This window comes from Aphanothece hegewaldii CCALA 016, from assembly GCF_003007785.1.
In the GTDB taxonomy this organism is placed as follows: domain Bacteria; phylum Cyanobacteriota; class Cyanobacteriia; order Cyanobacteriales; family Microcystaceae; genus Chroococcus; species Chroococcus hegewaldii.
On sequence record NZ_PXOH01000021.1, the window covers coordinates 58,476 to 83,444 of the forward strand.

General features: G+C 38.3%; 24 protein-coding genes, 1 other RNA gene and 1 pseudogene. 12 read left to right on the top strand and 14 right to left on the bottom strand.

Annotated elements, in window-relative coordinates; genetic code table 11:
• Window positions 1-15 precede the first annotated feature (15 nt).
• Both C7H19_RS17165 and C7H19_RS17170 read left to right on the top strand, forming a co-directional pair.
• Complete coding sequence (locus C7H19_RS17165) at window positions 16-300, top strand: type II toxin-antitoxin system RelE/ParE family toxin (RefSeq protein ID WP_106458151.1); 285 nt, start codon at window positions 16-18, stop codon at window positions 298-300.
• 13 nt (window positions 301-313) lie between these two features.
• Window positions 314-625, top strand: a complete 312-nt coding sequence (locus C7H19_RS17170; RefSeq protein ID WP_106458152.1) for a HigA family addiction module antitoxin — start codon at window positions 314-316, stop codon at window positions 623-625.
• Window positions 626-658: 33 nt separating this feature from the next.
• On the opposite strand, the gene C7H19_RS17175 is transcribed toward C7H19_RS17170, so the two are convergent.
• Entirely contained in the window at window positions 659-1,744 is a 1,086-nt protein-coding gene (locus C7H19_RS17175) for a calcium/sodium antiporter (protein WP_106458153.1), read from the bottom strand.
• A 174-nt stretch (window positions 1,745-1,918) separates the two neighbouring features.
• On the opposite strand from C7H19_RS17175, the gene C7H19_RS17180 reads away from it, so the two are divergent.
• From C7H19_RS17180 to nblD, 3 genes are all read left to right on the top strand, one after another.
• Window positions 1,919-2,251 carry a hypothetical protein gene (locus C7H19_RS17180; RefSeq protein ID WP_106458154.1) on the top strand — a complete coding sequence of 111 codons (333 nt, stop codon included), beginning with the start codon at window positions 1,919-1,921 and terminating at the stop codon, window positions 2,249-2,251.
• Between the two features lie 195 nt (window positions 2,252-2,446).
• Entirely contained in the window at window positions 2,447-3,970 is a 1,524-nt protein-coding gene (psbB, locus tag C7H19_RS17185; protein WP_106458155.1) for a photosystem II chlorophyll-binding protein CP47, read from the top strand.
• Window positions 3,971-4,215: 245 nt separating this feature from the next.
• Window positions 4,216-4,434: an NblD family protein gene (gene nblD, locus C7H19_RS17190; protein ID WP_106458156.1), complete on the top strand. Its 219-nt coding sequence runs from the start codon at window positions 4,216-4,218 to the stop codon at window positions 4,432-4,434.
• 72 nt (window positions 4,435-4,506) lie between these two features.
• On the opposite strand, the gene C7H19_RS17195 is transcribed toward nblD, so the two are convergent.
• From C7H19_RS17195 to C7H19_RS17205, 3 genes are read right to left on the bottom strand one after another with little or no spacing between them, the layout of a single operon-like run.
• Entirely contained in the window at window positions 4,507-4,845 is a 339-nt protein-coding gene (locus tag C7H19_RS17195) for a cupin domain-containing protein (RefSeq protein WP_106458157.1), read from the bottom strand.
• 7 nt (window positions 4,846-4,852) lie between these two features.
• The gene (locus tag C7H19_RS17200) at window positions 4,853-5,524 is read right to left on the bottom strand and encodes an urease accessory protein UreF (RefSeq protein ID WP_106458158.1); all 672 of its coding nucleotides are present in this window, start codon (window positions 5,522-5,524) and stop codon (window positions 4,853-4,855) included.
• A 6-nt stretch (window positions 5,525-5,530) separates the two neighbouring features.
• A complete protein-coding gene (locus C7H19_RS17205; RefSeq protein ID WP_245927596.1) occupies window positions 5,531-7,135 on the bottom strand; it encodes a glycosyltransferase family 39 protein in 1,605 nt (534 codons plus the stop codon).
• A gap of 321 nt (window positions 7,136-7,456) precedes the next feature.
• Here C7H19_RS17205 and C7H19_RS17210 point away from each other — a divergent pair, with 321 nt between their 5' ends.
• The 3 genes from C7H19_RS17210 (at window position 7,457) to C7H19_RS17220 (ending at window position 10,103) form a co-directional block, all read left to right on the top strand.
• A complete protein-coding gene (locus tag C7H19_RS17210) occupies window positions 7,457-8,755 on the top strand; it encodes a homoserine dehydrogenase (protein WP_106458160.1) in 1,299 nt (432 codons plus the stop codon).
• A gap of 106 nt (window positions 8,756-8,861) precedes the next feature.
• A complete protein-coding gene (locus C7H19_RS17215) occupies window positions 8,862-9,647 on the top strand; it encodes a peptidoglycan DD-metalloendopeptidase family protein (protein ID WP_245927598.1) in 786 nt (261 codons plus the stop codon).
• Between the two features lie 252 nt (window positions 9,648-9,899).
• On the top strand, window positions 9,900-10,103 hold the full coding sequence (locus tag C7H19_RS17220) for a DUF2949 domain-containing protein (protein ID WP_106458162.1): 204 nt from the start codon (window positions 9,900-9,902) through the stop codon (window positions 10,101-10,103).
• A gap of 53 nt (window positions 10,104-10,156) precedes the next feature.
• Here the strand turns inward: C7H19_RS17220 and C7H19_RS17225 are convergent, their stop codons facing one another.
• The 3 genes from C7H19_RS17225 to cobT all read right to left on the bottom strand — a co-directional run bounded on the left by C7H19_RS17225 (window position 10,157) and on the right by cobT (window position 12,773).
• Window positions 10,157-10,483 (bottom strand): hypothetical protein, encoded by a 327-nt coding sequence (locus C7H19_RS17225; RefSeq protein ID WP_281261729.1) that lies wholly within the window; start codon window positions 10,481-10,483, stop codon window positions 10,157-10,159.
• A gap of 160 nt (window positions 10,484-10,643) precedes the next feature.
• On the bottom strand, window positions 10,644-11,603 hold the full coding sequence (locus C7H19_RS17230; RefSeq protein ID WP_106458164.1) for an orange carotenoid-binding protein: 960 nt from the start codon (window positions 11,601-11,603) through the stop codon (window positions 10,644-10,646).
• 99 nt (window positions 11,604-11,702) lie between these two features.
• Entirely contained in the window at window positions 11,703-12,773 is a 1,071-nt protein-coding gene (gene cobT / locus C7H19_RS17235; protein ID WP_106458165.1) for a nicotinate mononucleotide-dependent phosphoribosyltransferase CobT, read from the bottom strand.
• 112 nt (window positions 12,774-12,885) lie between these two features.
• Here cobT and C7H19_RS17240 point away from each other — a divergent pair, with 112 nt between their 5' ends.
• Window positions 12,886-14,130 (top strand): RNA-guided endonuclease InsQ/TnpB family protein, encoded by a 1,245-nt coding sequence (locus tag C7H19_RS17240; RefSeq protein ID WP_106458166.1) that lies wholly within the window; start codon window positions 12,886-12,888, stop codon window positions 14,128-14,130.
• A gap of 13 nt (window positions 14,131-14,143) precedes the next feature.
• Here C7H19_RS17240 and C7H19_RS17245 read toward each other — a convergent pair whose 3' ends face one another.
• On the bottom strand, window positions 14,144-14,929 hold the full coding sequence (locus C7H19_RS17245) for a DUF2232 domain-containing protein (RefSeq protein ID WP_106458167.1): 786 nt from the start codon (window positions 14,927-14,929) through the stop codon (window positions 14,144-14,146).
• Between the two features lie 94 nt (window positions 14,930-15,023).
• On the opposite strand from C7H19_RS17245, the gene C7H19_RS17250 reads away from it, so the two are divergent.
• Window positions 15,024-16,226, top strand: coding sequence for an RNA-guided endonuclease InsQ/TnpB family protein (locus C7H19_RS17250; RefSeq protein ID WP_181280650.1), 1,203 nt, complete (start codon window positions 15,024-15,026; stop codon window positions 16,224-16,226).
• 241 nt (window positions 16,227-16,467) lie between these two features.
• Window positions 16,468-17,682 carry an RNA-guided endonuclease InsQ/TnpB family protein gene (locus tag C7H19_RS17255; RefSeq protein ID WP_106458168.1) on the top strand — a complete coding sequence of 405 codons (1,215 nt, stop codon included), beginning with the start codon at window positions 16,468-16,470 and terminating at the stop codon, window positions 17,680-17,682.
• Between the two features lie 102 nt (window positions 17,683-17,784).
• Here the strand turns inward: C7H19_RS17255 and C7H19_RS17260 are convergent, their stop codons facing one another.
• The 5 genes from C7H19_RS17260 to corA all read right to left on the bottom strand — a co-directional run bounded on the left by C7H19_RS17260 (window position 17,785) and on the right by corA (window position 24,344).
• Window positions 17,785-18,492, bottom strand: a complete 708-nt coding sequence (locus tag C7H19_RS17260) for a Crp/Fnr family transcriptional regulator (RefSeq protein ID WP_106458169.1) — start codon at window positions 18,490-18,492, stop codon at window positions 17,785-17,787.
• Window positions 18,493-18,841: 349 nt separating this feature from the next.
• Entirely contained in the window at window positions 18,842-21,637 is a 2,796-nt protein-coding gene (locus C7H19_RS17265) for a cation-translocating P-type ATPase (protein ID WP_106458170.1), read from the bottom strand.
• Between the two features lie 345 nt (window positions 21,638-21,982).
• On the bottom strand, window positions 21,983-22,696 hold the full coding sequence (gene rnc, locus C7H19_RS17270; protein ID WP_106458171.1) for a ribonuclease III: 714 nt from the start codon (window positions 22,694-22,696) through the stop codon (window positions 21,983-21,985).
• A gap of 36 nt (window positions 22,697-22,732) precedes the next feature.
• An RNA gene (rnpB, locus tag C7H19_RS17275) (RNase P RNA component class A) lies at window positions 22,733-23,113 on the bottom strand.
• A gap of 88 nt (window positions 23,114-23,201) precedes the next feature.
• Complete coding sequence (corA, locus tag C7H19_RS17280) at window positions 23,202-24,344, bottom strand: magnesium/cobalt transporter CorA (protein ID WP_106458172.1); 1,143 nt, start codon at window positions 24,342-24,344, stop codon at window positions 23,202-23,204.
• A gap of 219 nt (window positions 24,345-24,563) precedes the next feature.
• On the opposite strand from corA, the gene C7H19_RS17285 reads away from it, so the two are divergent.
• Window positions 24,564-24,755, top strand: a complete 192-nt coding sequence (locus C7H19_RS17285) for a hypothetical protein (protein WP_106458173.1) — start codon at window positions 24,564-24,566, stop codon at window positions 24,753-24,755.
• A 100-nt stretch (window positions 24,756-24,855) separates the two neighbouring features.
• On the opposite strand, the pseudogene C7H19_RS26845 reads toward C7H19_RS17285, so the two are convergent.
• Window positions 24,856-24,969 (bottom strand): annotated as a pseudogene (locus C7H19_RS26845) (photosystem II q(b) protein); the annotation flags it as partial.

Below are 24,969 nucleotides of genomic sequence, written 5' to 3' on the forward strand. Positions count from 1 at the left end.
ATATGTAACGGCAGAATGCGCCCGAAATATAAAGACAAACGAACAGAGCGATTTGCAACTGGCGGACGAGTCAGGGAATTTCAATCTTTTGAAAGGCAAGCGTACAAGCGTTTAGAAATTTTAGAGGCGGCCCCCAATATAGAAGCTTTAATGCTGCTACCAAGTAATCATTTTGAAGCTTTAGGAGGCTCACGCATGGGTCAATACAGCATTCGTATCAATAAGCAATGGCGTATTTGTTTTGAATGGTTGGAAGAACAAGAACAGCCTTTTAATATAGAAATTGTTGATTATCACTAAAGAGAAAGATTTTATGGTACGTCCTGCTATTCACCCTGGAGAAATACTTGCTGATGAACTGCAAGAACTTGACATGAGTGCTGCTGAATTAGCGCGTCTGCTTCATGTTCCAACAAACCGTATTACTCAGATTTTAAATGGAAAACGGTCTATTACTGCCGATACTGCTTTGCGTTTGGGACAATGGTTTAGTACGGGCCCTGAATTATGGCTCAATCTACAAAAATCATATGAACTTCGTTTAGCTCAACAAGAAAAAGGTGAGGAAATTCAAAAAATTATTCAACCTCGTATAAGACAAGAAAAACAATCTATACACATCTAGTTAAAATATTTGAGTAAAACTTTAAAATTGTCCTTATATTCTACTTCTTTTGTGACTGCGAAAATAACTAACCGCTATAGTAACAACAGTAATCGGAATCACAAAAAAGGTCATAACTTGACTAAACATCGGTAGTTGTGAATGATTCGTTGATTGCAAAATTAAATAAGCCGTATAAACAACGTAATAAAATAAAAATAAAATCCCTTCCCAACGTGAAATCGATCGACCCGATGAAAAAATGGGTAAACAAGCGATCGCCACCGCAATCATTACGGGAACATCAAACCTTAAGGCGGCATCTGATACATTAATACCATTGGCTGAAACCACCGCCGATAAACCTAAAACTGCCAAAATATTAAAAATATTACTCCCAACAACATTACCGACGGCAATATCCTGTTCACCTTTGAAACTCGCTATTACAGAACTCGCTAACTCAGGTAAAGAGGTTCCCGCAGCAACGATCGTTAAACCAATCACCAAATCACTAACCCCTATTGCTTTAGCAATAGAAATCGAACTATCGATCAAAAATTGAGAACCTAAAACCAGCAAAACTAAACCAGCTAGAATTAAAGCAATATTAATTATTATTTGTTGAGGTGTGAGGCGTTGTCTTTGATTTCCATTTTCCGAATCTTCTAAAGCACTAGCGATAGCTTGTCTGCGACCTTCATAAATTTGAAAAGCCGTATAAAGAACCCCTAAAATAAATAAAATAATTCCATCAACGCGGCTAATTTTACCATCAGCACCAAACATTAGTGCCAAAACAGATACCCCAATCATAATCGGAACATCAATACGAATTAGCTGATTAGCAACCATCATTGGCGCAATAATCGCCGCTATCCCTAAAATTGCTAAAACATTAAAAATATTACTGCCAACTACATTACCTAATGCAATATCCGCATTACCCGCTAAACCTGATTGAATACTAACAGCCATTTCAGGGGAACTTGTACCATAAGCGACAATTGTTAGACCAACAATCAACGGAGAAATACCCATACGAGTAGCAACATCTGACGCTCCTCGAACTAAAAGTTCTGCCCCCACCACCAGTAAAACTAAGCCAGCTAAAAGCAGAAGGATTACAGTAATATTCATTGTCAGGAAGTTATGATAGTTCACTTTTCTAAGCTTAACCTGATTTAAGCAAGATTTTTGGTCATTGATTCAAGTAGCGATCAATCAATGTTTCAAAACTATCACCAATAATCAATCAAATTTCCATGATCAGTGTATATTTAATTTTGGCTGCGTATAAAAGATGAAGCAACGGTGAAATATTTTTTCTTGTCAGAGGGATGGATTGTTGGGCGAGTCTGGGAGTTTGGCGGCCTATGGGATACAAACGCCTGGCGCCGTCAACCGAAGATTCAGCGTCTAAATATCGGTATTGTAGAACGTGAGGAGATTCTCTGGCTGTACGAAGTTGAAGAAGCTGTTCTCATGTTAGAAGTGGCACCAGGAAATACAGTAGCGGATACTGTACCTACAATTGGCCAAGTCGTTCTAAGGCGGCTAATGAGCGCAGAGCAAGTGATAGAACGCTTAAGAGACGCTGATGAAATGATGCACCGCGATCGCTCAAACCTAAAATCTAACCCCTAAAAAATCTTTTCCCTTGAATTTCTCTCTAATAATAGTTACACTTCTTTAAAATAAATTTCCTTTTCAAGAGATAATGTAGTGTGGTTAAGTCTTTTCTCTTTCATAGTGAGAAGAGTTAATCCTATTACTGATCACTATATGAGAGAAAAAACGTTTAAATTAGATCTTGATTGTCAAATAGGAGGAGCGTAGTCAATGGGACTACCTTGGTATCGAGTTCACACAGTTGTTTTAAATGATCCAGGACGGCTGATCTCCGTTCACCTGATGCACACAGCTTTGGTCGCTGGTTGGGCGGGATCGATGGCTCTCTATGAGTTAGCGGTCTTTGATCCCAGTGATGCAGTATTAAACCCCATGTGGCGGCAAGGTATGTTCGTGCTGCCCTTTATGGCACGTCTCGGCGTGACCGGTTCTTGGGGTGGCTGGAGCGTCACAGGTGAAAATAATGTTGATCCTGGTTTCTGGTCTTTTGAAGGCGTTGCCGCAGCGCACATCGTATTATCTGGTTTATTGTTCCTAGCTGCTGTATGGCACTGGGTTTATTGGGATCTAGAACTCTTCACCGATCCCCGTACTGGCGAGCCCGCCCTTGACTTACCCAAAATGTTTGGGATTCACCTGTTCTTATCTGGTTTACTTTGCTTCGGTTTCGGTGCTTTCCACTTAACTGGACTCTGGGGACCTGGAATGTGGGTATCTGATCCCTATGGTGTAACAGGTCATGTACAAGCGGTTGCGCCATCATGGGGGCCAGAAGGCTTTGATCCGTTTAATCCAGGCGGCGTTGTAGCCCATCACATCGCAGCAGGAATTGTCGGTATTATCGCTGGTCTATTCCACTTGACGGTAAGACCCCCAGAACGGCTCTATAAAGCCTTGAGAATGGGGAACATTGAAACCGTTTTATCTAGCAGTATTGCGGCTGTTTTCTTTGCGGCTTTTGTTGTTGCTGGTACCATGTGGTATGGCAACGCAACCACCCCTATAGAACTTTTTGGCCCAACCCGTTATCAGTGGGATAGTAATTATTTCCAACAAGAGATTCAACGTCGTGTAGACGCTAGTGTTGCTTCTGGAGATAGTGTCGCCGCCGCTTGGGAAAAAATTCCTGAAAAGCTTGCTTTCTATGACTATGTTGGTAATAGCCCCGCTAAAGGTGGTTTATTCCGCGTTGGTATGATGGATAGCGGTGATGGAATTGCCAAAACTTGGTTAGGACACCCCATTTTTAAAGATAAAGAAGGCCGTGAATTATTCGTTCGTCGGATGCCTAATTTCTTTGAAACCTTCCCCATCGTTCTAAGTGATGCTGATGGTGTTGTCCGTGCCGATGTCCCCTTCCGTCGTGCTGAATCTAAACTCAGCTTTGAACAAACTGGTTTATCTGCAACCTTCTATGGTGGTTCTCTAGACGGTCAAACCTTTACAGATCCGGGCGCAGTTAAACAAATTGCTCGTCGCGCTCAGTTGGGTGAAGCGTTTGATTTTGACCGGGAAACCCTCAAATCTGACGGTGTATTCCGTACCAGTCCTAGAGGTTGGTTTACGTTTGGTCATGCTTGTTTTGCTCTGTTGTTCTTCTTTGGTCATATTTGGCATGGTTCACGGACTCTGTACCGTGATGTATTTGCGGGTATCGATCCAGATCTCGGCGAACAAATTGAGTTTGGTTTATTCCAAAAATTGGGTGACGTAAGCACTCGTAAAGAAGGCTAATCTTAGCTCGTCTTTATTAATTATTGTCGAAGCGGGGGTTAAGGCTCCCGTTTTTTATTAGTTTCATATTTCTTTAGTTAGATATAATCTCTTATTTCTGAGATAATAAATATATCCAAAGCTCGACGCAATACACCACTTTTTAAGCGTTATTATTTAAGTAAGTTGTAGCAAGTATTACTTTACTAATTTGAGTAATAACGTTATTCTTTAGCCATTCTTGTACAATAAAGAAGACAAAATTTATGACTAATTCAAATGTACAAACTTGTTCAGTATGCGGTGTACGGATTGAAAAAATAATTGGTGGCGATCGTGTTGTTTTTGCACACGGACCAGCAGGAACACGCGCTAAACTATGGGCTAGAGTTTGTAAATTTGTCAATAATTCTCAATGTATTAATCAAGATGAAAAGTCTATTGGTGTAGTAACAACAAACGACTACTACAAACCACTCTCATAAATTAAAGATGGACTTCTAAACTTAATTATTACAGGGGTTTAGTCTTTAGCCCCTTGACTCATCTTTTACCGATTACTCACTAACGATTCCTAAAACATTTATTACTAAATTATCCTGTCCTAGGTTGCTTACTTCGTGTATTTCCCCTGGTTCTACTACGACACAAGTACCTTTGTTTAAAGGATAATCTTTACCATCAATCCGAATTTGTCCTTCTCCAGATTCAATATAAAAAATTTCATACATCGTATCATGTGCATGAGCGATAGCTATTTGTCCAGGAGTAAAAGTTGCTTGAGAAAAGTTAGTTATATTAGGGAATTCAAAGGGATTTAACATTACTTTTTTTTTAATTTCTGGGTTATGAGAAACCGATTTTTCGGGTAATTCATTTAAAGTCGTAATTTTCATTTCTTTTTTAGCTTCTAAATAATCTTGTATAAAGCGTTTCGTGCTGCATACTCGCTAAAGATAAACCCCATCCCCAACCTCTTAAATCTTCGTCTTTTAATTCTAAAATATCTTGAGTAACTTGAATCAAATCATTTTGTAAATTAACTAATATTTTTTGTCCATCTGTCTGTCCTAAAGGAATTAAACGAAGTCCAGCATTAATTAAATTACTTGACCAACTTTGCAAATAACCTAATAATAACTCATGTTCTGGAATTTGCCAAATTGCTCCAGCAATACCAAAAACAACAGCATAATTACAATCTGGATAAAGTTGTGATGAAATATCTTTAATTTCGGGTTGTAATTCTGTTAATAATTTCAGTAAAGATTGTCCCATTTGCCAGCTTTGTTGTCGTAATTCTTTAGTTTCTCTTGTTGCCGATAACCATAAATTCCACTTTATTAAACCCTCTATATTATCACCTAAAAAATCATGATATGCTCGCAGCATTATGGCTGATTCTATTCTGATTGAGCCAAATTTTAAAGACTGAATAATCCATTGTTGTAACGTTTCTTTATTCGTAATAATCTCTTGACTTACTAGGGTTTCTATACCTTCTGAATAACTATATGCACCAACGGGTAAAGTAGGGCTAGTTATTTGTAATAAATAAAGTAATTGTTTTTTCATGAAATATTAAGATTTAATCGGCAAGGGTTTAGGACATTGGAAATGTTGATATACATAACCATTAATATAAGTTTGATTTTCTAAATTTTCTTCACATCCTTGTAACTGCAATTTCCCATTAAAATTCTCCCTAAAATCATCCCTAGTATTAATCGCCCATACATCTACAGGAAAAGATATTTTATCCAGTAAACCTTGTAAGTTTTTTTGTAGTTTAGTTAAAGAATCATCAGGAATTAAATAAAAAGAAACATTTTTAGTAAAAGAAGCATTTTTTAACTCTCTAGCAATTCCCATCATTTCCCCCGTTTGTACTAAATTTCGATAAGAAGTTGCAATTAAAACAGGTTCAGTGGATTTTTTTTGAATTAATTTTACTAATTGATCGGGTAAATAATATTTGCGATATCCTAAATTATAGCCAACTGTTAAAGAACTTAAAAAACCCATCAGTAAAATAATAATAACAGCCTGTTTACCTGTTTTTATTTGTAAAAAATTATTTTTTATTTTATTTTGTTGCCATAAAATTGATAACGCAACACCCATTAAAGCAATTACAGAGGGAAAATAAGTAAAATTATAACGCGCTGCTTTTGTAATATCGAGCCTCATCGCATAAGTAATAAATAAAAACAGAATATTTGTGATAGCAAAAAATCCTGTTAATACAGCTAAACCCAGTTTTAAACTAGGTTGTTGCCATGCTTTTTTAAAAACATGATTCAAAATTGGGATTAACCAAACCCAGAATAATATCATGATTAAACCCGATAAAAGAATAATTATTAAAGACTTAGATTCGATAGGCAAAAGAGTAATCATCACAATCCAACCTGAGATTAATTGAACAATGGGACTAATAAAACTTAAAAAACCAGTCACATAATGAATTAGCCAATTGATCATCCCTTTTCCATAATCTCTCGGAACAACCGTTAAAAACCAAACTGCCGCCGTTGTCAAAGTTCCTAAAATTACAAAAAAAATTCGTAACCAATTATTAAAATAAAATTTTTGTATTTTGATTTGATACAATAAAAAAACCAATAAAGTAAGAAGTTCTGCGCCCAAAGTAATACTAAAAAAATAATGAGTCAGCCAACCTAAACTATTAATAATAATCCAGAGTAAAACTAACCATAATGGAATTAATCGTCGTTCATTTAGAAATCTTATTCCAATCACCAAACAACACAGAGAAGCAATCACAAAGATCACCCCTAAAGTATAATGACGAGCTTCTTGTGCAAGATAAATACCATAGGGAGACATCGCCATCATTGCCGCCGAAAATTGACCCGCTAAAGTCGAACGAAAGGCTAATTTACCTAATAAATAACTAAAAGGAATTGCCAAAACTCCAAAAATTGCAGGAAGCGATCGCATGGCAAATAAAGAAACATATTCCCCATCAGTAGGAAATAATTTCACCCACCAATGACACAAAACAAAATACAAAGGAGGATGATTATCTTCTTGAACAATTAAAGAAATAACATCATTAATAGTCGCATCTGGATTAATCTTAAGCGGTTGTAAAAGTGTCTCAACCGAAATAAGCTGATTAATGGGAACAGAACGAAAATCATTGCCAAGACTAAAAACCATCGTAGCAAATTCATCCGTCCAAGGGGGTTTTGAAGTGAGTTGAGTAAACCGAAGAAATAACCCAAGAACAATCCAAATACTAACTAAAATTAATTCTCTGTTTTTACTAAACCTATTCTGCCCAAACAAAAAAACTACCCCCAAAACTCTAAATTTTAATCATAAACTATTAAATTATCCTTGATTCTGACTGTTGCTGGTGGTTTTTGGTTGCGTCATCTCAATCATAAGAAAATTTTCTGGCTCAAAGAGAGGTTTAGTGAGTGCAGATGTCAAAACGGCTGCTAATCTAGAAAAGGGAATCAATAAAGGATAACAATTGTGGCGTTTAAGATTGGATTACTAGGATTAGGAACGGTAGGAACTGGTGTAGCTAAGATTTTACTCGATCCAGTTGGCCGAAATCCGCTTATTAAAGAGATTACCATTGAACGGGTCGGAGTTCGATCGCTCTCTAAAACCCGTGATATTTCCCTATCACCCGACTTATTCACCACTACTCTCGAAGAAATTGTTACCGATCCAGACATCGATATTGTTGTAGAATTACTCGGTGGCTTAGAACCTTCACGCTCTCTGATTTTAAAAGCCATCGAGAACGGTAAACACATTGTTACAGCTAATAAAGCCGTTATTGCCCGTTATGGCGAAGAAATCTATACAGCAGCCAATGAAGCGGGGGTTTATGTTTTACTAGAAGGAGCAGTCGGGGGCGGTATTCCCGTCATCAAACCTTTAAAACAGTCTCTTGGGGCAAACCGTATTAATAGTATTATCGGCATCGTCAACGGCACGACTAATTATATCTTGACGCAAATGACCCAAGAAAAGGCGGATTTTGACGATGTTTTAGCCGAAGCCCAAAAATTAGGTTATGCTGAAGCTGATCCAACTGCCGATGTTGATGGGCTCGATGCGGCGGATAAAATTGCTATTCTGGCATCATTGGGATTTGGTGGACGAGTAAAACGAGAAGATGTTTACTGTGAAGGAATACGTCAAGTCAGTGCAGTTGATATTAATTATGCCGATCGCTTGGGCTTTATTATTAAATTATTGGCTATTGCTAAAGGTTCAAAAGGCGACGCATCCGATACCCTAGAATTGAGAGTACATCCGACATTAGTTCCTAAAACACATCCATTAGCCAGTATTAACGGTGTGTATAACGCGATTTTAGTTGAAGGTGAACCCCTCGGACAAGTTATGTTTTTTGGTCGAGGAGCAGGTGAAGGGCCAACCGCAAGCGCTGTTGTTTCTGATATTATGAATATTGTTGCAATTCTTTCGAGTGGTGGCGATAGCAAGACTTTAGAGCCGCTTTTGACTTGTACACATCAACATTATTGCAATCTTACGCCCATTGAAGCCCTAGAGACTCGTTTTTATGCCCGTTTCTTGTGTCGGGATGTTCCTGGAGTTATTGGACATTTAGGAACGAGTTTCGGTAAACATCGCGTGAGTCTCGAATCTGTGGTACAAATCGGTTTTCAAGATAATTTAGCCGAAATTGTCGTCGTTACTCATAATGTTAAAGAAGGGAATTTCCGTCAAGCCCTAAGTGAAATTGAAAGTTTAGAGGCGATTCATAGTATTCCCAGTATTTTGAGAGTACTTTGAATATTGTATGTTAAATGGTTTTAAGTTATTAAAAAGTTTGCCGCTACTATTGATGATGATGGCAAATCAATCAGCTTTAGCACAAACGGGGTTTCCTCAACCTCAAATGACTCCTAATACTCAGCTTTGCCCTTCGCCCGTTCTTTCTCGTCTCAAAAAACATAAAATTATTGAAGGTGAAACGGCACAAAGTATCGCTCAACAATATAACCTTTTACCCGAAACTCTCCTCCGACTTAATCCTATTCTTAAAGAAAAAACTTGGCCAGTCGGACAAGAAATTTTAATCCCTCCTTTTAATGGTATTCGTATAGAATCACCCAAAGGCGCAACTTGGCAAGATTTGGGGGAAGCTTACGGTATTAGATCTGATGTATTATTTGAACTGAACGGCTGTGTTAAATCACCGAAAATTGTTTTTATTCCAGGAACTAACTGGAGTAGTACGAGAAAAAAAGATTATCTTGGATTGAGTGGTTATCCTTTGCCCTTCATTGCACCGATTGGACTAAAATACGGTTGGCAACCAAATCCAATTAGTCTACAACGTTTGTTTCATAGTGGCGTAGATTTATTAGCTGATGTCGGTACACCAGTTCTAGCCGCAGAAAGAGGCGATGTCGTCTTTGTTGGGCAAGAAGGGGCTTATGGTATTCTGATTGTGATTAATCATCCAAACGATCGGCAAACGCGTTATGCTCATTTAAGCCGTGTCAACGTTAAAATGGGTCAATCTGTGCAAACGGGTGATGTGATTGGAGAAGTAGGAACAACAGGGCAACCAGATCTAAAAATGCCCCATCTTCATTTTGAAGTAAGGACTAAATTATCGGTGGGTTGGGTAGCCCAAGATCCCGAAATTCATTTTTTACCCAATTCCGAATCAAAATAAAGCAAAAATTTCATAATAAGTTCATAGGATCGACACAACCACCTGATTAAATAATCTAAAGTTAATTAGCGATTTGACTTCCTGATGCTTTTCTTAAAGATCTAAACCTGATATGATATAAGGCTGGTCATGGGGAAAGGTATCAAGGTATACCAAAATTCATGGAATCACCCAACAGTAGGAAGGCAACACGACCCGATTACTTTAAATTAAAATTCATATTGTCAAGCGAGACAAGTCGTCAGGTATCCTATGGAGGCTCAACAAGAACAATTATTGCTACAATTTTTGACACAAGAGATGGATATTCCTTGTCAGTCTCTTGAACGAGTTGTACGTCAATGTGATGCGGCAGCAGGTTCATTACCGATCATTTTATGGCAATACGGATTTATTAATATCCATCAGTTACAGCAAGTTTTTGATTGGTTAGATACTTCCTACTTAGCGGGATGAGAGTAGGTATGATAGAAGCTATCGCTTACCCACTCTCAAAATATCCTCATAAACTACATCCGCGAAAGGGCAGAAATTTTAGATACTTTTTCTCTCTCTAGCCCCTGTATATCCTCAAGATACAGCCATCCTTCTTTCAATAATTGGGCAAAGACAAAAAGAAGGACAGAATATCTATAGTCATATTTTCCATCGATTTGATGTCTTCTCGCGCTCAAGAAGTCATGGAGATACCAAACATCCTCGATTTTGGCGATTTTGTCTGATTGGTCTTGAACATAATCGATTAACGCCATTATTTCTCGATCGTAAGCTTTTTTAAAGGCTTGCTGGGCGATCTCTTTTTCGGTTTCTGTCCAGGTAATTTCGCTCACTTGCATAATTATATTAATCTTAAACTTTACTTATCTTAGCAGAACTTAACAAATCTTAATATAAAAATTCATAAAAAAAGAGTTCTCGCTTGCAAGAGAACCCCGAATTTGTAAGAGTTTGAAGATGAGAGAGCCTAGAAATTAAACCTTTACAATTAGTTTTTTTTTAGCGGACAAAATTTAATAATTCTTTGGGAGAAGCGAGTAAATCGATCGCCACAAAGAAAATTTTACCTTCAGGATTGATTAAAAATCTCCACGCCATATTCATACCCACACCAGCACCAAACCAAGGTGTTTGGACTTTTCCAGTGACTTTAATTTGAGTATAGCCATCTTGTGCGGGTTCAGAAACACCTTTTTCGGGAAGTAATTTAAGATTTTGGCATTCTTCTCTAAAAAAGCGGAAGACAGCATCTTTACCGACAATCGGTCTTTGAAAAGGAGGTTGTAACGCACCATCGGGCGTAAATAGATTAATCAGCGCGTCAAAGTCGTTAGCGTTTAAGTTATCCATGTAACTTAAAACGGTAGGATTAGTCACACCTTCGATACTGACTTTGGTACGTTCTGAGATTTCTTGAGGAGGTACAACCGGTTCAGCAACTTTGGTGTAAGTTCCCATTTTACTCGCATCAAAGCCCATATCAACGACACAATTGCGTAAAACGGTGATTTGTTGACCAGATTCGAGTTGTTTAATCGCGTCTAAAACGGCAGAAGCATTAGCAGAAAGCTGATAGCCTTTGGGAATTGGTGCAACACTGCCATCTTCCATCCATTGTCCTAGCTGATACCAGAAACCAAGTTTGATATTAGCAGACCAAGTAGCGTAGATCCGAGAAATGGGTGTATCTGCGCGGTTGGTGAGATCACACATTACTTGTGATTGTTGCAGAGGAGTCATGGAGCGAACTTCATTCATGGTTTTTTCTGCAAATACCATACTAGCAGCACCAGGAGCCGCGATCGTAATCGTTTTACCCATTTCTAGATAGGCAAACCAAATTAAAGCCAGTTGGTCTTCAGCACTAAGCTGACTGAAACGAGCGATGGTTGCAGGCACGGCATCTGCGGACAAGGTATTAGGAAAGATGTTACGGGCCGAATCAATCGTAAATGGCATAAAGGAACCTTTGTTAACTTTAGTTACAATATATCACGTTTTGTAAAGTTTTATGTAACAAAAAAATATTGTATTTTTGCACTTCTACAATAATTTTTTTTAATGTAAATTTTGCAATAGCTTATTCTCTATGGCTTTGACGAGTTTTTCATTAGTCCAGTTAGAGTAAAGATGTGAGGCGATCGCACATCCGCCCGCTCCTACCCCTTCCTTGACAAAACCGCGCTCATATGCTAACAACTGAGGACAAATTGATTGAGAAAAATTCAGTTGTGTAGCGAGTAAAGGAACCGTTTTCAGTTGTTCGGCTAAACCGATTGTATCTCCTGTGGGGTCTTCGGCGACCCATCGTGTCGTCCCGACGACAATATTTTCCCAGTTAACGGGTAACTTGAGAGCTTGTATCAAAGCATAAACAGCGAGCATTTGTGTACCACCCGCTAATAAAACCCCGGCGGTGTGACTTGCAGTAATAGCCATTCCTGCGGCGACAACTTGCATCGGATCACCCACAGAGGCGATTAATTCGAGAGGATGAGAAAAAATGGCTTTTTTTAACCCTTCTTGAACAATTAACCATTTTTGCTCATGATTACATTGCGGATGGCTACTATTCACCTTTCCTTGTGCAGCAACACCCAAACCCGTTAGGATACTTAAAGCGGTAGTCGTTCCCCCAACCACACATTCACCAATCATCAAATAACTGTTTTTTGCTTGTTGGGCTAATTTTTCACCCCAAGACATCCCTTGATAAAAAAGATGTTCGACTATATCTAAAGGTAATGCTTGCCCAGAAGATAAGCAACGCGCCGCCATTCCTTGTAAATTGATATGCGGAACACAAGGAGGCTCAGGTAAACCAGAATTAAATAAATATACAGGAATATTAAAAGATTCGACAACAGCACGAGAAATATAAACAGGAGACGCACCCACCGTAAGAGGAGGTAGCGGGTAAGTCGGGTGAGGTTGGATACCATTAATCAGGAATTCTGCGTCGGCTAATGCGGTATACTTGCGATCGTTTGGTGTAGCACCAGCAGCCGAAATCCCAGAAATCAAACCCGTTTGTGTAAAACCCAAAATACAAGCAAAAATCGGTAAACATTCTTGATAACGTTTTAACCAAGCTTGTCCTCGATGAAACTGAGTATAAACTTGAATCATGAATTATATTTATTCATCAAAAATTTTGCGGTTTGAAACCCCGTCCTTAAGGACGGCTTTACATTTAGAGGTTTTCGCTATATAATAAAAATGTAGCGAAACACCATTGAATATGTACGCCACTCAAAAAAATCAACTCAGACGACTTAGCCAACAGGAATTTAACGCCCTGACTGCTTTGTGTCGTTTGAGCAAAAATCTTTTCAACGTGGCGTTGTATGAATGTAGGCAGTATTTCTTTACAGAAAGAAAACGATTGACCTACGAATCTAACTACCATATCTGCAAGAAGAACGAGAACTATCGAATGCTTAATACCGATATTGCTCAACAGACAATGAAGGTGGTAGATAGAAGTATGCGGTCTTTCTTGGGGTTGCTCAAAGCCATCAGTGTAGGACGATGTGCGCCATATCCACAACTGCCTAAATATTTGCCGAAAAATGGTTATTTTCCTTTGATTATTCCGAGAATTAAACTCAAGAATGGGTTCTTTAAAATTCCCATGTCTCAACAATTTAAACAGGAACATGGTGAGGTTAAAATTCAATTCCCAGAAAGACTGAAAGACAAGAATATCAAGGAGGTAAGAATCCATCCAAAATATTCGGCTCGATGGTTTGAGATTGAGTACATTTATGAGGATGAAAAAATCGAAGCATCTGTCAATTCTTCTAAAGCTATGGCTATTGATTTGGGGGTTGATAATCTTGCTGCTTGCTTTGACACTGACGGGCATCAATTTCTGATTGATGGAAAAAGACTTAAAAGTATTAATCAGTGGTACAACAAGTGCAACGCGATTCTTCAGTCGGCCAAAGATAAACAGGGGATTAAGAGCTTTACCCATAAACAAGCCCGTCTCTATCAATGGCGTAACAATTGTGTTCGAGACTATCTGAACAAAACGGCTCGAATAATAATTAATCACTGTTTGACAAAAGAGATTGGTAAGCTGATAGTTGGCTACAATCCAGGGATCAAACAAGAAATTAATATCGGGCGTTCTAACAATCAGAACTTTGTCCAAATTCCTTTTTGGCATCTTCGGCAAAAACTGAGTGCTTTGTGTTCTCGCTATGGGATTGAATACCTCGAACAAGAGGAATCTTACTCGTCTAAGGCTAGTTTTTACGACCAAGACAAAATCCCTGTATATAATGCCGATAATCCCAGTAACAAAAAGTTTTCTGGGAAAAGAATTAAACGGGGATTGTATCAGACAAAAAATAAACATCTTGTGAGTGCCGATATTAACGGCAGTGCCAATATTTTGGTTAAAAGTAAGCACAGACTCAGTTTTGAGCGAGTGACTAGCGGGTTTTTGGCTAACCCTTTAAGGATGAAGATCTCTTAAGAATCTTCGCCGTTTACGGCGGTAGAGTGTCAAAATCTAACAAAGTTTGTACCCATTGAGGAGGACGAGGAATCGGATTTCCTAAACGGTCTAATACTAATAATGCGACCAAATGAACCGTAAATAAATATATTAAACTATTTAATAAAATCGTTCCAACTGCTAAAACTTGAATCATTTCAAAACTCGGTATCGCAAGTAAACCCAACTTCAGGAAAATCCACTCAGCAAATTCCGTTACTTGTGTAATAACGAATGTCCAAAGATCTTCGCCTAAAAGGATAGAAAATAACCAAAATCGGAATAATAGACCAATAGCACCAATTAAAGCCCCTGTAACAATGGAAAATAACCAAGGTGCGCCTCGTCGCCAACACATCCCCAACTGAACACCCATCAAGCCATAAGGGATAAAAAAAACAATACTACGAGTCGGCCCCATTAATACAGATAATAACAGTCCTGAGACGATCGCACTCATCCAAGAGGCACGATTTCCCCAACGTAAATAAGCTAAAGCAATGGGTATAGGAAAAAAAATCCGCAAAAGTGGACCTAGGGGAAAATAATAATTAATCAACCAAATTAGACTCGCCGTACTCGCTAAAAAAGCCGTTTCGACCATAATGAGAGTCGCTATTCCTCGTTGTGGGACTTTTTGTTTATCTCCAGATGGAGATAGAGAAGCCGTTGCTTTTGGTGTTTCATCTTCTCCTACATCAACCCAATTAGAATGATCTATGTTAGAGGAAGAACGTGCGCGAAGCGTGCCTTCGGCATCATGATTATGGCTATTCATCAGAAAATGTGGGTAGAAACCCCGTCCTAAGGCGACGGCTTTACATTGTGAAAGATTCGCTATATATTCAATATATAGCGAGTTTAGGCAAAAGATGTACGCTACTCAAAAGAACCAACTTAGACGACTTAGTAAGCAAGAGTTTAACGCTCTCGCCGTTTTGTGTCGTTTGAGCAAAAATCTTTTTAACGTAGCGTTGTACGAGTGCAGGCAGTATTTCTTCACTGAAAGAAAACGACTGACCTACGAATCTAATTACCATATTTGCAAGTCCAATGAGAACTATCGGATGCTTAACACCGATATCGCTCAACAGACGATGAAGGTAGTAGATAGAAGTATGAGGTCTTTCTTGGGACTGCTTAAGGCTATAAGTGTAGGACGAAGTGACCAAAAACCACAATTGCCTAAATATCTGCCTAAAGAAGGCTATTTCCCTCTGATTATTCCGAGAATTAAACTTAAAGACGGGGTGTTTAATATTCCCATGTCTTGTGAGTTTAAAAAGGAATATGGTGAGGTAAAAATCCAAGTCCCTCAAAGGCGGCACGACAAAAATATTAAGGAGGTACGAATCCATCCAAAATATAATGCTCGATGGTTTGAGATTGAGTACATTTTTGAAGATGAAGAAATAGAAACATCTGTAGATATTAATCAAGCTATTTCTATCGATTTGGGAGTCGACAATCTTGCCGCCTGTATTGATACTGATGGGCATCAATTTTTGATTGATGGTAAAAGAATAAAAAGTATTAATCAGTGGTATAACAAGCGCAATGCTCAACTTCAATCTGCCAAAGACAAGCAAGGAATAAAGTCTCTCACTCACAAACAAGCAAGACTTTACCAATGGCGTAACAACTGTGTTAGAGATTATTTGAACAAAACGGCTCGAATAATAATTAATCACTGCCTCAAATATCAGATAGGCAAACTGATAGTAGGCTACAACCCAGGGATAAAACAAGAGATTAATATCGGACGTTCTAACAATCAAAACTTTGTTCAAATTCCCTTTTGGCAACTGAGACAAAAGCTTAAAGCTTTGTGTTCTCGTTACGGGATTGAATATCTTGAGCAAGAAGAATCTTACTCGTCTAAAGCTAGTTTTTACGACCAAGATAAAATCCCTGTTTACAATGCCGACAACCCCCGTCAAGACAAGTTTTCGGGTCAAAGAGTTAAGCGAGGATTGTATCAGACAAAGGATAAACATCTTGTTTTGGCAGATATTAATGGCAGTGCCAATATTTTAGTTAAAAGTAAGCACAGACTTAATTTTGAGCGAGTGTAAGCGCGGGTTCTTGGCTAACCCTTTAAGGATGAAAATCTCTTAAGAATCTTCGCCCTCAAGGGCGGTAGAGCGCGTCAACCTTTATCAATCGAATACAGGCAAGTTTAATCTTAACAGTTTTTAGTATTAGAAAACTTAAATGAAAATGTAGACATACGTTAACAAATTGTCGCAAATATCACTTGGTTTATTTCACAGATTTTGTGTTATCATCAAACTTAACTTTAGTATATATACCAAAATGCAGTTAGTAGAGCGTCATTTAATTAAACGGGGTCATCGTTACTTTAATGAGTGCGACCAGCTTTGTTGGTTATCAAAAAATCTCTACAACAGTGCAACGTATATCTACCGTCAAAACTTTTTCTCAGGAGTAATGACTAATGCAATAGAAGTGTATCATCAGCTAAAAACAGGTGTAGATTATAAAGCACTACCATCTAAAGTAGCTCAAGGAACTTTAAGATTAACCTTGAGAAATTGGACATCTTATTATCAGGCTAAAAAATCTTACTTGAAAAATCCATCCTTATTTAAAGGAGAACCAAAAATCCCTCATTACAAAGGAACTAGAAAGAAAAATAGAGAGGATGGTCGATTTATTGTTACTTACAATCATCAAGCGATTAGTCGAAAGCTTTTAAAAAAGCAGATTGCTAACCCCAGTGGAACGAAAATCTTTTTACCAACAAAGGTGACTGAAATTGAAGAAATAAGAATCGTCCCACGAACAGGTTGTTATGTAATTGAGATTATTTATCCAGTCGGCGAATCTACAGAAAAACTGCCCCCTTCTAGAGTAGCTTCAATCGATATAGGACTAAATAATCTAGCTACTTTAACCTATAATATCCCTGAGCTTAAACCTTGTATCTATGATGGACGTGCCATTAAAGCCGCTAATCAATATGCCAATAAACAAAACGCGCTTCTGCGTTCTCAGTTACCTATCTTAGTATTCACTAGCAAAAAATTAGAAAAACTGTGGGCAAAAAGAAATCAAAAAGTGGACTACTATCTCCACACAACAAGTCGTGCTATAATCAATGACTTGGTTAAGAATAACATTGGCGTTTTAGTAATTGGCTGGAATGAAGGGTTTAAAGATGGTATCAATATCGGTCGTGTTAATAACCAAAAGTTTGTCTCTATTCCTCATAAAAAGTTAATCGAACAACTTCAAGATAAAGCTAAACTTACTGGAATTGAAGTCGTTTTAATTAATGAGGCATATACTTCAAAGTGTTCTGCATTAGACAACGAACCAATACAGAAACACAAGAAGTATTTAGGAAAAAGAATCAAGCGTGGCTTATTTAAAACGGCTAGTAAAAAGACAATAAATGCTGATATAAATGGTAGTCTAAACATTTATAGACTTTATCAGCAAGTAGCTGGAAATGCTTTGGCTCATCTAGTAGAGGAGCCAGTGCGTTGGGCGGGTTCCCCGACTTGAAGCAACTGGCGTGGTGTTGTAGTTCATCCATTACGGGTTAAACCGTACAAAGTTAGTTTTTAGTCGGTGTAATATTTGACTATAAAATTAGCAACTATTCCTTTAAACAATAGCCCTCTCTAGAGCTATTAGATCAGGAATACAGATAAGATCTCCTTGTCGAGTAATCAATTCTTTTCGTTCTAGTTTAGTCAATGTTCTGGTTACGGTTTCTCTAGCTAAACCACTAATACTACTGAGTTCCCGATGGGCTAAATTGGGAAGTTCTATACCTTGCGTTCCTTTAAATCCTTGTCCTTCTGCTAAAAATATTAACGTATCAGCAACTCTTGATAAACTATCTGTTTCTCGTAAACGTAAGCGTCGGTTTAACTGGCGTAAGCGTTTCGCCATCAGTTTAGCTAGACGTATTCCGGCTTGAGGTTCGATGTTTAAAAAAGTGACGAAATCATGTGCAGGTATAGTACTAATTGTCGTTTTTGTCAAGGTAATCACATCGGTTGAGCGAGGAACTTCTTCAAGCGTGGCCATTTCGCCGACAATTTCCCCTTTCCCAACAATATTAAGGGTTACTTCTTTGCCATCTACATTGTGAGTGCGAATTTTGACCCAGCCTTCTAAAATGAAATATACTGACCCACCCCAATCATTTTCGAGTATGATGACTCGGTTGGCTGGATGAGAGCGAGTTGCTGCATGACAAGTTACTTGATTTAAGACTTCTTCAGATAAGCCCGTAAATAAAGGCGTAGCGTTAATTAATTCTTGTATTTCTAACGTTTTATCTTGGTATTCGTGTTGATAACTCATAAGCGATGCTGTTATTTTCTGGGGGATGCTATCTCTATCGTTAGAATACACATTTAGCCGAACAAAATTAACATCAATACTTTTTGAGCATTGTCAATCTTTTATTCTTTTGAAAAAATCCGAGAATTTACTGATGATGTTGGCTGGTTTATTGAGCATCTTAGGTAAAATAAAAAAATAAGTCAAAAATTACTTTGACTCATTTGACTTATCCAATTATTTTTGTCTAAAAAATCGTGTTTTATAGCAATAAACTATCTTTAATTGATTTTTGACGATTAATTTTATAATTTTAAAAATCAAAAATAAATCAGTTAGAAAAAACTGTTTATTTAAAAAGTTTATTAACTTAGTTTAAGCGTTTCGCAGCAAATAAATGATAAACGAGCTTTTCGGCTTCGATCCAGACAAACATTAAAGCACTAAAACCAAAACAAACGGCTAATTCAGTTCCATCTAAGACATGAGTTCCGAAGAAATTCCGTAAAGATTCCACATAGATTAGTAATAACTGTAAGACTGTTGTAAAGACGACTGCTGCTAAAACATAAGGATTAGAAAATGGATTCATTTGAACCGTAAGCCGAGTATCGGAACGGATCGCTAAAGCATGACCCATTTGTGCTAAACATAAAGTGGTAAAAACCATTGTTTTCCAACGTTCTTGAATTCCTGAAGCTTGGGCATGAAAATAAGCCCACTCCATGAGAATAATCGTTAAAATCGCAAAAACAATCCCAATTCTTACCATATACGACCCCAAACCTCTAGAAAAAATACTTTCTCTGGGGCTATAAGGGGGACGCTGCATAACATTCGGTTCGGCGGGTTCCATCGCTAAAGCCAAAGCAGGTAAACCATCCGTAACTAGATTCATCCATAAGATTTGTAAAGGAGACAGAGGAACACCACCTAAACCCAGAATGGGCGCAGCAGCAATAACTAACACTTCACCAATGTTGCTACCGAGAATATATTTAATAAACCGACGAATATTGTCATAAACCACGCGTCCTTCTTCGGTTGCGGCGACAATGGTCGCAAAGTTATCATCGAGTAAAATCATGTCACTGGCTTCTTTACTGACATCTGTACCTGTAATACCCATCGCAATACCGATATCAGCCTGTTTTAGTGCCGGTGCATCATTAACCCCATCTCCCGTCATCGCCACAAATTTACCCTGTTTTTGTAAAGCTTGCACAATACGGAGTTTATGTTCAGGAGAGACACGCGCATATACACTAACATGATCGACTTCTTTTTCTAATTCCGTTTGAGAGAGTTTTTCTAATTCTTGCCCCGTCAGAACCCGATCGCCAGGTTCAGCAATTCCTAAAAAGGAAGCGATCGCTTTAGCCGTTAACTGGTGATCACCAGTGATCATGATCGGGCGTATTCCCGCTTCACGACAACGTAACACGGCATCTCTAACTTCTTTGCGAGGTGCATCGAGCATTCCCACTAAACCAAGCCAAACTAACTGACTTTCTGCTTCTTCTGCTTCTTCTATTTCTGGAATTGTTGCTACGGGACGATAAGCAAAACCCAACACCCGTAAGCCATTACCTGCCATTTGGTTATTCTGCTCTAAAATCTGGTTGCGTTGTATTTCCGTAATTGGTACAACTTTTTCCCCTTGTTGAATAGAGGTACACCGTTCTAAAACCAACTCTGGCGAACCTTTACTAAATAAAATATAATCCGCGCCTTTATCCCAATCTTCCGAATCTTGACAAATTACACTCATTCGCTTGCGTTCACTTGAAAAGGGAATTTCACCGACGCGGGACATTTTTTGATTTAAAGTTTCTCGATAAAATCCCCCTTTACCTGCAAGAGTGAGTAACGCGCCTTCTGTGGGATCGCCTAATATTGTCCATTCTCCCTGTTGTTGCTGCAAAATCGCATCATTACACAATACACATTCAGTTAGCAGTCGCTCAACTTCAACTTGTGCAATGGCATCATAAGGAGTTGTTGTACTCTCAAACTCGCCCACTGGTGCGTATCCTTCTCCAGAGACTCTCAGGCTAAAACTGGGGGTTTCAATTCTTTGAACAACCATTTTATTTTGAGTCAGCGTTCCCGTTTTATCAGAACAAATGTTCGTTACCGAGCCTAATGTTTCTACGGCGGGTAGCTTGCGAATGAGGGCGTTACGTCTCACCATGCGCTGTGTACCAATGGCTAGAGTTACGGTAACGACTGCGGGTAAGCCTTCCGGAACAACGGCTACAGCCATACTCAAGGAGGTTTCTAATAAATTTTCAAATTGTCCCCAACCGGCTCTTAAAACACCACCTAAAACCACCAGAGCGACTAATATTAGAGCACCGCTTACTAAAACATTTCCTAACTGCGTCATTCTTTGCTGTAAGGGAGTGGGTTCATTTTCAACCGCTTGAAGCATTGCGGCAATTTTCCCGATCTCCGTTTCCATTCCTGTTTTAGTTACTAAGACTTTTCCGCGTCCTTGTACGACTTCAGTTCCTTGGTATACTAAATTAACGCGATCGCCTAGTGGGGCATCTGCTTCGAGTAAACGGTTTGTTTCTTTATTAACTGCTTCTGCTTCTCCTGTTAGTGCCGCTTCTCTAATTTGCAAGTTTTGTTCTTCGAGCAAACGTCCATCGGCTGCAATTTGTACGCCTGCTTCGAGTAACATAACATCTCCTGGTACGAGTTCTTTGGCTGCTACTTCAGAAGGATTACCATTACGAATGACTCGAACTTTGGGAGAAGAGAGCTTTTTTAAGGCTGCTAAAGCTTTTTCCGCCCGACTTTCTTGTAAATAACCTAAGATGCCATTCAAAACGACGATCGCAAAAATGGCGACTGCATCTTTCGGAAAAACCGCCTTTCTGAGATCCAAAACGGCTGACACAATAGCAACAAAAATCAGCATCACCAACATAATGTTAGTAAACTGATCCCACAAAATCTCTAATGTACTTCTTCCTTTGCCTTCTTCGAGTTCATTTAGACCAAAATACCCTTGTCTTAATTGAATTTGATTTTCTGGTAAGCCTTTTTCTGGATCACTTTGAAGCGAGTCTAAGGCTTGTTCTGTGGTTAAAGTATGCCATGCTTGGGCAGTATTGGGTACATTAGTCGAAAGATCAGAAGTTGTCGGAAAGGTCATAGCTGTTTAAACGGTTAGAGCTAACTTTTTGAGGAAATTCAGGCTAATTTTTTTCTAACTGCCAGTTAAATTTCTTGTCTTCACTAGAATTTAAGCAACAGTATAGAATTTAGATAAACTGTTCTAAGTATTTAATTTTATCTTATCTAAATTCAAGATGATTTTACAAAAATTTAAAATTCACTTGAAACTATTATTGCTCATTAAAAATCAAACATTATTTTTGTTTATCTTGCTCAAGTGAAGTCACCCGCAGTTATGTTAAGACTCTATATTTTAGTAGTTTATACTTAAATTATTTTGATTGATGAGATAGAAATTTTAACATTTTGAGTTCTTAAATGATCATGAATCGCTTTGAATAATTGAGATAAAAGCTTCTTTAGCTGCGGCTTGTTCTGCTGTTTTTTTCGAGCGACCTTTTCCCGTGCCAAGTTTGACATTATTTAGCCAAACTTCAGCAATAAATCGATCTTCTTCTCGCGCAAAGTTTGATATTTCCTGAACCTGATAAATGGGCAATTTTTTGTATTGTGCTTGTGTCCATTCTTGTAGCGCATCTTTGTAATTTTGTCGAGCAGGATCTTGTAAAATTTCGTTGGCTTTAGCAATAAGATGTTCATCTAGCCAAGGTCGTACTAATTCCATTGTATGTGTACTTAAATATAAAGCGCCTAAAACCGCTTCAAAGGCATCCGCTAAACGAGAGATCCTACCTTCTTTATCAAAAGCGGCACTACTTGAAGTGAGTAGATAGCGTTCTAAGCTATAGCGATCGCCGATTTCTGCGAGACTACGATCGCTAACCATAATCGATCGTAATGCAGCAAATTCGCCAACCATTGCATTAGGATAGGATTCTAACAAGACTTCCGCCGCAGCCAGTCTAACCACCGCATCGCCGACGAATTCTAATTGTTGATAGTTTTTGTCTTTTGAAAAACTGGGATGAATTAAAGCCAAATTGAGTAACATCCAATTGACTTGATCCGTTTTAGTGAGTCCTAACTTTTGTACTAAAATCTGTAACTCTTTATGCCGTCGAGCATCATCAAGCATTGCTTCTGTATCACTTATCCAAAGGAAAAGAAAATAGAAGAGAGTCAGACATAAGCCGGGTTCTGTTCATTCCAAGCTGTAGCAAGCTACTATACTTGAAAGGAAGGTTATCTATCTGGGTCGTTTGTTACCAAACGCCTCAAGCGGTTCCAAACAAGCGGAACAGGAAAAAGACCAACCTTTGTTCCTCCACCTTGCACCCAACCGGGGTTTACCGAGCCAGTATTTCACAATACTGCTGGTGCGCTCTTACCGCACCTTTGCACCCTTACCAAATGAGCGATCAACTCATTGGCGGTATTTTTCTGTGGCACTTTCCTCGCGTTCACACGCACTGGGCGTTATCCAGCAAGTTTGGTCTTTCGGGTGTCCGGACTTTCCTCGGGATTTAAACCCGCAACCTTCAAGGCTAACTCTCTTCTTTTTTTATGATAATCTTCTTATGGAAAGGTCGAGTTAGAAAATTGTGCCTTTGCTACAAATTGTTAAGTTTTAAACTTTAATCTTATTCCTCATCTAGAGAATATGTTGTTTTAAACCAGCCTTTTTTCCAAAAGAGAAAAATCATAATACTGGCGATGGAAAACATGACCCCTAAACAGGCAAAATAAGCCCATGACCATTTTAATTCTGGCATATTCTCAAAGTTCATCCCATAAACTCCCGCAATAAAAGTTAATGGATTAAAAATCGCGGTAAAAACTGTTAAAAATTTCATAATTTCATTCATTTTGTTCCCGACTGATGACATATAAGCATCCATCAAACTTGATGCTAATTCTCGGTAAGCTTCCAAAATATCAAGGATCTGAATCACATGGTCATAGCAGTCTCTAAAATAAATTTGTACCTCTTGTGTTAATAAATCATGATCATCTCTAATCATTAAATTCAAAACATTTCTCAATGGCCAAAGTAAACGCCTCAGAGCTAATAATTCTCGCCGAATACTATAAATTTCCTGCATGATCTTACGATCTGGCTCAGAGATAATTTTTTCTTCTAAAACTTCGATTCGTTCTTCGTAGTGTTCGAGTATTGGAAAATAACCATCAATCAAAGAATCTAATAATAGATAAGCCAAATAATCCGCTTTTGATTGTCTTACTTTTCCTTGATTATTCCGGATTCTTTCTCGGACAAGATCAAAACAATCTTCTAATTCTTCTTCTTGAAATGTGACTAAATAATTTTTTCCTAAAATAAAACTAACTTGCTCGGTGACAAATCCATCTACACCGTCGTGTCGTCTAACCATATGAGCAATAAACATTAGTTTATCTTTATATTCGTCTAGTTTTGGTCGTTGAGGAACATTCACAATATCTTCTAATAAAAGTGGATGTAAATCAAAAATAGTCCCAACTTCTCGCAGAACTTCTTCACTTCCTAAACCCTGAACATCCATCCAAGAAACACTATTTTTTCCTAAATAGGGCAACAAAGCATTAGGAGAAATATCTACTTTTCGGATTGCATCATCTTCATCATAATCAATTAAAATAATTCGAGAAGGTCTAGCAGTTGGTTCAATATTGAGTGTACCTGGTTCGCTTCCAGGTTCATTATAAAAATAATCAAAATAATCAGTTTCTTCGGCCTGAGAAGAAAAGTTAGAAACAAAGCTTTGTGGCTGAAGTTGAGTCATAAATTAGAAAAAAGGTTAAGAAAAATTTAAGCGATGCTATGATGTCTGATCTCTAATTTGATCAAGAGATACCGTTCATTCTATAGTTGATCGGAAAAAATAGCGATCGAACTCATCTTATTTTTTGAGACAACCGCGCTCATCAAGGTTCGGTAATCTAGATAGCAAGTTTTACGAAATTCCGCGAAGATAGTAATTAATAGCGTGGAGGACGATCGAATGTTTCCTTTTTTTGGTAATTCTTGTTGGAGTGGCCGATCTTATTCTCGTCAGGAATATCGTCAACAAAAGCTACGGTTTCTTAAAACGATGCGAGATGAGTTAGAAACGAGATTAGCTGGTTTAAATGCAGCGATCGAGACGATGGAACGTCAAATGTCTCAAGAGGAAAGCCCTTCTACCAATTCCTAATCTAAAACTCAGCCAGGGATTAATTCTCTGGCTATTTTATTTCTCTCAAAAACAAAAAGCACCCCGTTTTCAGGAGTGCCTTCTGTTGGAATCTCAAAGATTAACCATTGATTGCGGGTGCGCTTAGAGGTTCAGCCGAAGCTAAATCTAAGGGGAAGTTGTGAGCATTGCGCTCGTGCATTACTTCCATACCGATACCTGCGCGGTTTAATAC

Excerpts from the sequence above, each read along its gene's own strand:
- C7H19_RS17165 (WP_106458151.1), top strand. The coding sequence starts at position 16 with ATGCGCCCGAAATATAAAGACAAACGAACAGAGCGATTTGCAACTGGC.
- C7H19_RS17170 (WP_106458152.1), top strand. The coding sequence starts at position 314 with ATGGTACGTCCTGCTATTCACCCTGGAGAAATACTTGCTGATGAACTG.
- C7H19_RS17175 (WP_106458153.1), bottom strand. The coding sequence starts at position 1,744 with ATGAATATTACTGTAATCCTTCTGCTTTTAGCTGGCTTAGTTTTACTG.
- psbB (WP_106458155.1), top strand. The coding sequence starts at position 2,447 with ATGGGACTACCTTGGTATCGAGTTCACACAGTTGTTTTAAATGATCCA.
- nblD (WP_106458156.1), top strand. The coding sequence starts at position 4,216 with ATGACTAATTCAAATGTACAAACTTGTTCAGTATGCGGTGTACGGATT.
- C7H19_RS17195 (WP_106458157.1), bottom strand. The coding sequence starts at position 4,845 with ATGAAAATTACGACTTTAAATGAATTACCCGAAAAATCGGTTTCTCAT.
- C7H19_RS17200 (WP_106458158.1), bottom strand. The coding sequence starts at position 5,524 with ATGAAAAAACAATTACTTTATTTATTACAAATAACTAGCCCTACTTTA.
- C7H19_RS17205 (WP_245927596.1), bottom strand. The coding sequence starts at position 7,135 with ATGGTTTTTAGTCTTGGCAATGATTTTCGTTCTGTTCCCATTAATCAG.
- C7H19_RS17215 (WP_245927598.1), top strand. The coding sequence starts at position 8,862 with ATGACTCCTAATACTCAGCTTTGCCCTTCGCCCGTTCTTTCTCGTCTC.
- C7H19_RS17220 (WP_106458162.1), top strand. The coding sequence starts at position 9,900 with ATGGAGGCTCAACAAGAACAATTATTGCTACAATTTTTGACACAAGAG.
- C7H19_RS17225 (WP_281261729.1), bottom strand. The coding sequence starts at position 10,483 with ATGCAAGTGAGCGAAATTACCTGGACAGAAACCGAAAAAGAGATCGCC.
- C7H19_RS17230 (WP_106458164.1), bottom strand. The coding sequence starts at position 11,603 with ATGCCATTTACGATTGATTCGGCCCGTAACATCTTTCCTAATACCTTG.
- cobT (WP_106458165.1), bottom strand. The coding sequence starts at position 12,773 with ATGATTCAAGTTTATACTCAGTTTCATCGAGGACAAGCTTGGTTAAAA.
- C7H19_RS17240 (WP_106458166.1), top strand. The coding sequence starts at position 12,886 with ATGTACGCCACTCAAAAAAATCAACTCAGACGACTTAGCCAACAGGAA.
- C7H19_RS17245 (WP_106458167.1), bottom strand. The coding sequence starts at position 14,929 with ATGAATAGCCATAATCATGATGCCGAAGGCACGCTTCGCGCACGTTCT.
- C7H19_RS17250 (WP_181280650.1), top strand. The coding sequence starts at position 15,024 with ATGTACGCTACTCAAAAGAACCAACTTAGACGACTTAGTAAGCAAGAG.
- C7H19_RS17255 (WP_106458168.1), top strand. The coding sequence starts at position 16,468 with ATGCAGTTAGTAGAGCGTCATTTAATTAAACGGGGTCATCGTTACTTT.
- C7H19_RS17260 (WP_106458169.1), bottom strand. The coding sequence starts at position 18,492 with ATGAGTTATCAACACGAATACCAAGATAAAACGTTAGAAATACAAGAA.
- C7H19_RS17265 (WP_106458170.1), bottom strand. The coding sequence starts at position 21,637 with ATGACCTTTCCGACAACTTCTGATCTTTCGACTAATGTACCCAATACT.
- rnc (WP_106458171.1), bottom strand. The coding sequence starts at position 22,696 with ATGCTTGATGATGCTCGACGGCATAAAGAGTTACAGATTTTAGTACAA.
- corA (WP_106458172.1), bottom strand. The coding sequence starts at position 24,344 with ATGACTCAACTTCAGCCACAAAGCTTTGTTTCTAACTTTTCTTCTCAG.
- C7H19_RS17285 (WP_106458173.1), top strand. The coding sequence starts at position 24,564 with ATGTTTCCTTTTTTTGGTAATTCTTGTTGGAGTGGCCGATCTTATTCT.